This window comes from Arsukibacterium sp. (assembly GCF_033722355.1).
Taxonomy (GTDB): Bacteria; Pseudomonadota; Gammaproteobacteria; order Enterobacterales; family Alteromonadaceae; genus Alishewanella.
In genome coordinates this window covers 1-9057 of the sequence record NZ_JAWVZF010000112.1, presented here as the reverse complement: position 1 = coordinate 9057, position 9057 = coordinate 1, and the positions used below count along the sequence as shown (strand labels likewise).

The 9057-nt window shown below is 52.2% G+C and carries 11 protein-coding genes and 1 pseudogene; 4 read left to right on the top strand and 8 right to left on the bottom strand.

Features of this window, described 5'->3' with window-relative positions; all coding sequences use genetic code 11:
• The 4 genes from R3177_RS10525 to R3177_RS10510 all read left to right on the top strand — a co-directional run.
• Positions 1-1113: UbiD family decarboxylase (locus tag R3177_RS10525; protein WP_318970990.1), on the top strand; the 1113-nt coding region annotated here is incomplete at its 5' end.
• Positions 1110-1388 (top strand): 2Fe-2S iron-sulfur cluster-binding protein, encoded by a 279-nt coding sequence (locus R3177_RS10520; RefSeq protein WP_318970989.1) that lies wholly within the window; start codon positions 1110-1112, stop codon positions 1386-1388. The genes R3177_RS10525 and R3177_RS10520, both read left to right, overlap by 4 nt.
• A 33-nt stretch (positions 1389-1421) precedes the next feature.
• The gene (gene fre, locus R3177_RS10515; protein WP_318970988.1) at positions 1422-2147 is read left to right on the top strand and encodes an NAD(P)H-flavin reductase; all 726 of its coding nucleotides are present in this window, start codon (positions 1422-1424) and stop codon (positions 2145-2147) included.
• 63 nt (positions 2148-2210) lie between these two features.
• On the top strand, positions 2211-2621 hold the full coding sequence (locus R3177_RS10510; RefSeq protein ID WP_318970987.1) for a thioesterase family protein: 411 nt from the start codon (positions 2211-2213) through the stop codon (positions 2619-2621).
• Positions 2622-2625: 4 nt separating this feature from the next.
• Here R3177_RS10510 and R3177_RS10505 read toward each other — a convergent pair whose 3' ends face one another.
• The 8 genes and pseudogenes from R3177_RS10505 to R3177_RS10470 form a co-directional block, all read right to left on the bottom strand.
• Positions 2626-2802, bottom strand: a complete 177-nt coding sequence (locus R3177_RS10505) for a hypothetical protein (RefSeq protein ID WP_318970986.1) — start codon at positions 2800-2802, stop codon at positions 2626-2628.
• Between the two features lie 44 nt (positions 2803-2846).
• Positions 2847-3560: a hypothetical protein gene (locus R3177_RS10500; RefSeq protein ID WP_318970985.1), complete on the bottom strand. Its 714-nt coding sequence runs from the start codon at positions 3558-3560 to the stop codon at positions 2847-2849.
• 30 nt (positions 3561-3590) lie between these two features.
• Complete coding sequence (locus R3177_RS10495) at positions 3591-4163, bottom strand: TonB family protein (RefSeq protein ID WP_318970984.1); 573 nt, start codon at positions 4161-4163, stop codon at positions 3591-3593.
• A gap of 141 nt (positions 4164-4304) precedes the next feature.
• On the bottom strand, positions 4305-5690 hold the full coding sequence (locus tag R3177_RS10490) for a Type 1 glutamine amidotransferase-like domain-containing protein (protein ID WP_318970983.1): 1386 nt from the start codon (positions 5688-5690) through the stop codon (positions 4305-4307).
• A 379-nt stretch (positions 5691-6069) separates the two neighbouring features.
• A complete protein-coding gene (locus R3177_RS10485) occupies positions 6070-6576 on the bottom strand; it encodes a DNA-deoxyinosine glycosylase (RefSeq protein ID WP_318970982.1) in 507 nt (168 codons plus the stop codon).
• Positions 6576-7655, bottom strand: a complete 1080-nt coding sequence (locus tag R3177_RS10480) for a heme biosynthesis HemY N-terminal domain-containing protein (protein ID WP_318970981.1) — start codon at positions 7653-7655, stop codon at positions 6576-6578. Before R3177_RS10480 ends, R3177_RS10485 begins: the two co-directional genes overlap by 1 nt.
• Positions 7652-8782: a uroporphyrinogen-III C-methyltransferase gene (locus R3177_RS10475; RefSeq protein ID WP_318970980.1), complete on the bottom strand. Its 1131-nt coding sequence runs from the start codon at positions 8780-8782 to the stop codon at positions 7652-7654. Before R3177_RS10475 ends, R3177_RS10480 begins: the two co-directional genes overlap by 4 nt.
• A pseudogene (locus R3177_RS10470) lies at positions 8779-9057 on the bottom strand (uroporphyrinogen-III synthase); the annotation flags it as partial. The gene R3177_RS10475 and the pseudogene R3177_RS10470, both read right to left, overlap by 4 nt.

Below are 9057 nucleotides of genomic sequence, written 5' to 3'. Positions count from 1 at the left end.
TGTCAGCAAATTGTGCTAACCGGGGAGCAGGTAGACCTGAGCCAGCTGCCGGTGATGACCTGCTGGCCGGGCGATGCCGCGCCATTAATTACCTGGGGTTTAACTGTAACCAAAGGGCCGCACAAAGAGCGGCAAAATCTGGGCATTTACCGCCAGCAGGTACTTGGCAAAAACAAACTGATTATGCGCTGGCTGTCGCACCGCGGCGGTGCGCTGGATTTTTATGAATTTCAAAAAGCCAATCCGGGCCAGAATTATCCGGTTTCAGTGGCGTTAGGCGCCGATCCGGCAACCATTTTAGGTGCAGTAACGCCGGTGCCAGATACGCTGTCAGAATACGGCTTTGCCGGTTTACTGCGGGGTGATAATACCGAAGTGGTCAAATGCATCAGTAATGATTTACAGGTGCCGGCCAGCGCTGAGATTGTGCTGGAAGGCTATATTGCCCCCGGTGAAATGGCAGCTGAAGGCCCCTACGGTGACCATACCGGTTATTACAACGAAGTTGATAATTTTCCGGTATTTACTGTAACGCACATCACGATGCGCAAAGAACCGATATATCACAGCACCTACACCGGCCGGCCGCCAGATGAGCCGGCAATACTCGGGGTGGCACTGAATGAAGTCTTTGTTCCGATACTACAAAAACAGTTTCCGGAAATCACCGATTTTTATCTGCCACCGGAAGGCTGCTCATACCGGCTGGCTGTGGTTACCATGAAAAAGCAGTACCCTGGCCATGCCAAACGGGTAATGATGGGCGTCTGGTCTTTTTTGCGCCAGTTTATGTATACCAAATTTGTTATTGTCTGTGATGATGATATTAATGCCCGTGACTGGCAGGATGTGATCTGGGCCATCACCACCCGGATGGACCCGGCACGCGACACCACCCTGGTTGAAAATACCCCGATAGATTATCTCGACTTTGCCTCGCCGGTATCGGGTTTAGGCTCAAAGATGGGCATGGACGCAACCAATAAATGGCCGGGTGAAACCAGCCGCGAATGGGGCGAGCCTATCGTGATGGACGAGACGACTAAGCAGCGGGTCGACGCCATCTGGGACAGTCTGGGTATTGTGTTGCCGGTAAAGGCGCCCCGGCTTTGAGTTACCAGGTGACGATTACCCCTGCCGGGCTTAATTTTACCGTGCAGCACGGCGAAACAATCCTCAGCGCCGCATTGCGTACTGGCATTGATTTTCCAAATCGCTGCCGGCAAGGTGTCTGCAGCAGCTGTGTCTGCAAACTTAAAAGTGGTGAGGTGCGTTATAACGAGCCGCAACCGCTGTCTGCCGTGGACAAACAACAGCAGTTTACTTATTGTTGCCTGGCTTACCCGCTAAGCGATGTCGTATTACATCATCCATTTATCAGTGGCTGAGCTCCAGAACCAGCCACCAGAAACGAGAGCGTTATGACTAACACTGCCAATACCTCTGCCATTGCCTGCCAGGTAATTTCTGTTGAAGCCCTGACCCCCGGCATCAGTAAAGTTGTGCTGCGGCCAGAGCAGGCTGCAGATTACAGCGCCGGCCATTATCTGCAACTGGTGTTAAGTGAGAATGATAAAAGACCGTTTTCGATTGCCAGCAGCGCCCGCAGCGAGCTGCTGGAATTACATATTGGCACGCCAGCAGGTGATACCTGGTCCAGCGCAGCCCTAAGCCATATTGAACAGCAGTTTCGCGCCGGTTTGCCAGTGATGGCCGAAATCGGCCTGGGCCAGGCTCAGCTGCGCGAAACCAGTAACAGACCTATTATATTGCTGGCTGGTGGCACAGGCTTCTCCTATGTTTATGCTATTGCTCAAACACTGAGTGCGGCAAGTGCAAGTCAGCCAGTATTTTTATACTGGGGCGTGCGCCATCAAGATGCCTTGTACTATCAGTCAGAATTGACAGAGTGGGCCCGTCAGCATAAACAATTTCGCTTTATTCCGGTGGTGCAGCAACCCGGACCTGGCTGGCAGGGTCGTACTGGCTTGGTTCATGAAGCCGTGCTGGCCGATTTTGTCTCGCTGGAGCCCTACGATATTTATATTGCCGGCCCCTTTGCCATGGCCGGAATAGCCCGCGAAGCTTTTGCCGAGCATGGTGCTCATCGTGAACACATGTTTGCCGATGCCTTTGCTTATATTTAAACTGGTTTGGCCAGCTGGTTTATGCCACAATCTCTGCCCCTGAATGAAGCACGGAGCCAGCGCATGCAGCATAAAACCCTAATAAAGGTACGCGGTTACCATCTCGATATTTATCAGCACGTTAATAATGCCCGCTATCTGGAGTTTCTGGAAGAAGCCCGCTGGGGCTATCTGGAAGACAGCGGCGATATTGACTGGTTTGCCAAACATAATCTGGCCTGGGTAATTGTTAATATCAATATTAATTACCGGGTAGCGGCTACCATGGGCGATATGTTAGAAATCTTTACCCGCTTTAGCAAAATAGGCGGTAAAAGTGCCGTGGTTAAGCAGGAAGTGCGGATTGCCGGTAAAGATGCGATTGCTGCCGACGCGGAAGTAACCTTTGTTTGTCTAGACCGGAAAACCGGCAAAGCGGTAGCCATTGACGGTGATTTAAAAGCCCGGCTGGAGCAGCATATCGCTGACGCTTGAGCAATTAACGCTTAATATGTTTATCCAGCGCTTGCTTTAGCAGCGTGCTGCTGGCTGTTTCATCACCGCACGGGATGACTGGGTTAGCGGCCATAAGTGCTTCAAAACCGTCCTGAGTGGGGTCGGCAATCCGACAGCGGACAAGATGTGCTGCGCTGATCTGATGCTGTTTCGTCAGCATCAGACCGCCGGGGCAGCAATTAATTCCATTATTGTAAAAATGGGCTACATAAATTGTTTTTTCAGTTCAGTGGCCGGTTTATAGTGTTTTGCGATGGCCTGCTCAATTAACTGCAAACCACGTTCGCGCTGCCCTTCCAGAATTAACCGGGTACCGGTCCAGGCCATCACCTCGCCATCGTTCTGGCTCAGCAGATAGTTTTCCCACTGCTCGTCATGGGCTGCCATAATTCGCTGTGCATCTTTACTGCCGTTTTTTGCCGCCTGCTGCCACCAGTACTTGCCAGACATAGACCGGGAAACCTCGATTGAGGGTATTGCCATGACCTCTCTGGGGCTAATGTCACTTCGGCGATGCAGCCGATAAACATCAGCTTCTACTTTGCCTTTCAGCTTCAGCCCCACTAAATTAGTGACCTCGCTGCGGGGTTCAAAATCCGTTTTTATTTGCTCAGTTATAGTGCCATCTCCGGCCACCCGAACAACTGCATAGCCCCAGAAACCATCAAAGTCAGGCCGCAGCTCAGCACGCTTATCATAAATGGAAAAGTCTGCTGTTGGGGTCAGCGGCAAATCAGGGTTGTACCAAAAGCCATTACCGCTTTGAATCTCAACCAACGATAACAGCATGCCCAGAGCCAACTGATGCTGTGGCGAACCCGCCACTGAGTACTCCCATAAGTTATGTTCAGCGACAGTCTCTTCTACCGCAGATACCTTAACACCGCCGCTCAGAGAATAGCTGAGTTGTACTTTCATTAAATGCTTTTGACCACTGGGCTCATAGCGCTACCTTTTAACAGCGCGGATAGAGGCTCTTTCAAAAACTTTTTCAGGGTAAGCATCTAACGTGTCAATGGCCGTTACCCGACCTTGCTCATCCACTAAAAAGCGCAGCTGCACATAACCGAACTTACCATTTCTGGCGGCATTTACCGGATATTCAGGGCTTACCCGTTTTATCGGCTGTGGCATGCTGTCGTTAACCGGTTTGTCCAAATCTGTCGCCCCAATAACCAGCCGGCGCTTTAACTGCTCAAACAGCTGATTAGCCTGATCCAGCTCTTGCTCTGTGCTATGTTTTACCAGGTCATGCAAAATTGCTTTTGCCTGCGGATGCTCAAGCTCGGCGGCTAACATAAAGTAAGCCAGCGCCTGCTTCAGATCTTTTTCCTGCCCTTCCCCCTGATACGCCATTGCGCCAAGATTAATTGCGGCTATCTCATTGCCAAGTGGCAGTAGCTCAGCAAAGAGTTGCTGTGCCTCGCGATAATTTTTGTTCTCATACGCCTTTAATGCTTCCAGCATATCGGCCTGAGCGACGTTGCAGCCAAATAAGGCCAAAAAAAACCATTTTTTCATTGCTAGTCCCTTTTTATTCCACTGCGGATACCATAAACAAAAATAATTTTAATGCAACGTTTGTTATCTTATTGTTGCCTGAAAATACTGAGACTTTACCGAAGAACTCAGGCAAGCACTACACCCGCCTGAGACAGACTATTAGTAAGGGTTGGTTGGGTTATAAAAATTACTGTTACTACCATTGATACTTAAGCGGCTGGGACTGACCGCGGTACTGTTATTCAGCAGGTTATAGCTCTGACCCGGCAACAATTTATAGCGCAGTAGATCGTTAATAATCACCGGCTGGCCACAACTGGTTTGCTGATATTGGGTCTGGCTGTCAGCCCGCAGCACGTAAACTTCATGGCTACCATCGACCACGCCGTTGCCATCGGCTGTTACAAACAGCGATGTTGCTTCTGATACCGCCACTACCCGACCACTGCTACCCAACCTGGCCTGGAATACCGCTGAGCGGCCCATTCGATCCCGCTGTTTAAAGTGGGTGTCGGTAATAATGCCGCTGAGTAGCGGTATATTCAGAAAGTTAGTGCTGATATTGACTGTTTCATGGCAGAAATCTGTGACAGCTTCTGAACTGATCGCACCAAGCACGCCGTCGGGATCATAGATAAACTGAGCCAGTACATGATTACCGGCAGAGGTACCGCCAACGGCCCCGCCTTTGTTATACACCTGAATTAACGCATCCTGCAGCTTGGTGCCCTGCCACTGATTCAGATAGTCAGACTGATCGCCACCGGCAATAAATACAAACTCAGCACTGCGAATGGCCCAGTCTACATAATCACTGTTGGCTTTAGTCCGGGTATCCACAATCAGTGTTTCTACCGACGCAGCATTGGTTAACCCCTGCAAATACTCATTGTACGCTGCGGTGCCGGAGGTACGCAGCACCACCACATTTCCCCCTTTAATATGTGGCGCAATGCGGTTAGCAAACGCAGCATCGACGTCAGCGCCACCGCCCATTAACAGCAGCGCCGGATTGCTCAGACTGACGCAAACATCGTTACTGTTACCCAGTAAGGTTGCGCTGAGACCACCCGGTTTCGCCGGTCTGCTGCCAGCGGGACAGTTTTCAGGTACCGGTTCAGGGTTGGTACCGCCACCCGTGCCGCTAAAGTTAACGGTCAGCTGGTAGTTACCGGTACCACTGTAACGGGTTACCTTGATAAAATGAGCTCCTGCAGGCGAGTCGGCATAAGTGCCGGTTTCGGGGTTGGCCCCACTCTGGCCTGATGCAATATAGCTACCGCTTGCCCGGTATAAAAACCAGTCAAAGTCAGCATTGCTGCCATGGTTCAGATTAACACTGATATCACCGGTGGCGTTGGTGTCAAAGTAAAACCAATCCTGATCGGTACGGCTGCCAATGCTGGCCTGCACTGTGGTGCCACTGCAGAGCGGGCCATCCGCAGCGCTTTCATTATTGTTATTTTCGCTCTCCTGAATTAAACAGGCCTGCGTATTACCACATAGCAATAACGCAATGACGCCTAACAGACTTAGTGCTTTCATTTTTACTTCCTGCATATTGTTTTGTTATAGGAATTGGCCAACAGGCCAGGTCTCTCGGCCCGGCGTCATACCAGACCAAAGATTTTGCAGCTTACTCAGCGGGAGGGGCTACTCGTCAAACCACTCAGACAGATGATAGTCGGTGGCACAATTATGCAGATTAGCCGGTTTGGCAACCGACCACAGTAATATGCTGGCTCTGCATAACAATTGTTTCATAAGATTAGTGTTATCAAACAGATTAATGACTGGTTAATTAGTCACCAATATTGACCTGAATTAGCCGGCTGTCAAGCAGAAAACGTAAGCTGTTGTGAAAAGTACCGACAGGGACTGACGCCAGAGAAACGGTTGAGGCAAAGTACAGCAGCAATCGCCATCAGCTCAAAAACGGACTGATTTTCTGCCATTGCTGCAGTTTATCATCAAAGCTCAGACTGGCATGCGCCGGGCTGGTAGAAGGTAACGGGATCAGCTGCAGGCCGTCGGGTAATGGCTGTTTACCGATGACCTGCCGGCGGAAACATTGCCATGCCTTCCCGCCGTTAAAGCCAATAGCCTCAATTTTATTGTGCAGCAGAAAGAAACGGCCGAAATCGTTGGCCTGTTCAGCAGTGATGGCGCTGTCCAGGCTGCCCTGCCGCTGACAATAACCAATAACATCCCACAATGCGACCCGCCGGCTTAGCATGGCCTGCAGCCTGTCTGAATAACTCAGACCGGGATCAAAGCCGAGGATCCTGGCCATTAACGGCCAGAAAGCATTACGAGGGTGGGCATAATATTGCTGTTGTTGTAGTGATTTTGCGCCCGGCATACTGCCGAGAATTAACAGTCTGGCGTCGGGCCGCGCCATGGCAGCCAGACCTCTTAATAACGCTGACATTAACGCAGCTCGGGCTGATACTGCCGGGCTTTTTGCCAGGCTTGCTGCGCCTGCTGCTGCTCACCTTCCTGTTCCGCAAGATAAGCCAGTACCGCAAACAGATAACCGTTGGTAGGATTATCCCGCAGCCAGTGTTGGATCTGTTTCCGCAGCCGCAGCACCGAGCGACCCAGCCGGATCTGGCGTAAATGGGGCCAGGCTGCTGCAATATCAGTCAGTGACAAGGCTGCCACCAGCCGTTTCTCTGCGGCGTCAGCTTGGCCCGCGTCGGCTTCAGCCCAGGCTAAACCTAACGCGGCCGCTGCAGACTTGCGCTCTTTGGCAGGCAGGCTCTGCCAGTAATCTTGCTGCTGGTCAAAGCCGGCCTCAGCGGCTAAATGCCGGATAGCCTGGGGATAAATGGCAAAGCGCTGCTGCCGCCAGCTGGCTCTGTCAAACCAATGGTCGCGGGCCGCCCTGCCGGCGCCAGCCAACAGTGATTGCCACTGCCCGGCTTGTTGCAGCGCCCGCAGATATAGCTGACCCAGTGCCGGGTCTACCGGCGGATGCAGTAACAGTGCCTCCAGATGCACCACAGCCTGGCTGGCATGGCCCTGATGCAATAAGATATCGGCTTCCAGATACTGACGGCCGGGATCGTCCTCTGCCAATTCAGCGATTAAACGGGTTGCCTCAGTGGTATCACCGGCGTAAAACGCAGCATAAGCTGCCAGTAACCGTTTTTCGTGATTAAAATCTCCGGCCTGCAAAGCCTGCTGCAACTGACCGGCCGCCTGTGGCCACTGCCGTCTGGCATAGGCATGCAAACCATTGGCAAAAGCGTGGCGGGCTTTGCGTTCGCGCCGGGAGCGGAAAAAGTTAAAAGAGACATGTTGTAAACGCAATAAGCGTTTAACCACTTTAACCGCGATGACCAGTACCAGCAACGCGGCGAGCAGGACAATGGCAAAGCCCAGCGCGGTCATCTCTATCACGTAGCCGGCCAGCACCAGTTTGATATAGCCCGGATTATTAGTGACAACCGGCCCGACAAACATTGCCAGCGCCAAGACCGCGATCAGAATAAGCGCCTTGATCATAGCTCACTCTCCGCCATGCTTTGCAGGTAGTCCTGCAACTGCGAAACGCTCTGCAGTGCCGGCAGTTGCTGCGGGCTGATATCGACAGCAGCCAACGCCAGTAGTTTGTCGCTAAGCTGCTGCACGGCCGGTTCGCCGGGCTGAAAATATCGCTGCAGCTGATCACTGGCTTGTTGCAAGGCACTGCGATATACCGCAGGCTCAGCCTCTAACGCGGCCAGTTGAGCCAGTAACAGTTGCTGATTCAGGGCAATCCGGACCATCAGCTGCTGCTCTGTGCTTAAACTGAAATAATCTTCCGGCACCGCTACCCTGGCTGAAAATAACTGCTGCAAGCTGCTGTCCCAATAATATTTTAACGTGCTGCGCCAGTTTTTCAGCTCTCCCTCTGGTGGCGCCACCGACACGCTAAGCTCAGCCTGTTGTTGCTTCAGCGGCAGCGTCATACTGGTTTTGCGCATTTGTGCCAACTCAACATGGACAGCGCTCAGATCGGGGGGGGTTAATTCTGCCAACGCGGCTAAATCGGCAACGATGGCCTGACGAACATTAATTAATGAGGCATCATCCAGTTCAGCCAGTTGTTGCTGGGCGCGCTGCAATAACAGGCGGGCACTGTTGATATCCCGGTTTAACCACAGGCTGTAATCCGCCCGTTTTAACAAAAACTGAATTTCTGCCAGTGCCCAGTGCCTTGGCGGTGCGCCGTCACTTTGCTGCACCAGCTCACGCACTGCCTGCATCTGCTGCTGCAGTTGCTGCTGCAACGCTTGCTGCTCAGCCGTTAATTGCTGTTCTAACACAGTCAGGCTTTGCTGCTGGCTACTCAGAGTCTGTTGCAGCTGGCTCTGACTGCTGCTTAGCAGCTCAGCACTTTGCCGGTTAATTTCCTGCTGTGCCTGCTGTAATTGCTGCTGTTGGTTTTGCATTTGCTGCCACTGTGGCCATAACCAGTAGCCTGCAGCAGCCACACCCGCTGCCAGCAACAGGGTAAATAGCAATGCCAGCACAGCTAACGCGCGGCCAGCACCGACAGGGCGTTGTTCCTGCTCAGCAATTTGCTGTTTCAGCTGCTCCAGCGGCGCTGCTGATTCCTCAGCCGGGGTTAACTCTGCCTGCTCACTCATAACATTTCCTTTTTAAGCTGAATAATTTGCTGCAGTAAGGCCTGATCATTGGCATTATCTGCCAGGCGGATTTGTTTGGGGCTAATGCCCAGTGCCTGTGCCTGCTCCTGCATCCGGGGGCTTACCAGCAGCCAGTGGCATTGCCTTAGCCAGACCTGTCCCTCTTCCGGCATCAGTGCAAACAGCTGCTGCAGAATCTCATTACTGGTAGCTACAATACACCGTACCTGTTGTTGCCGCCACAGTTGCCAGAGTTGTCTGCCATCCAGTGGCAG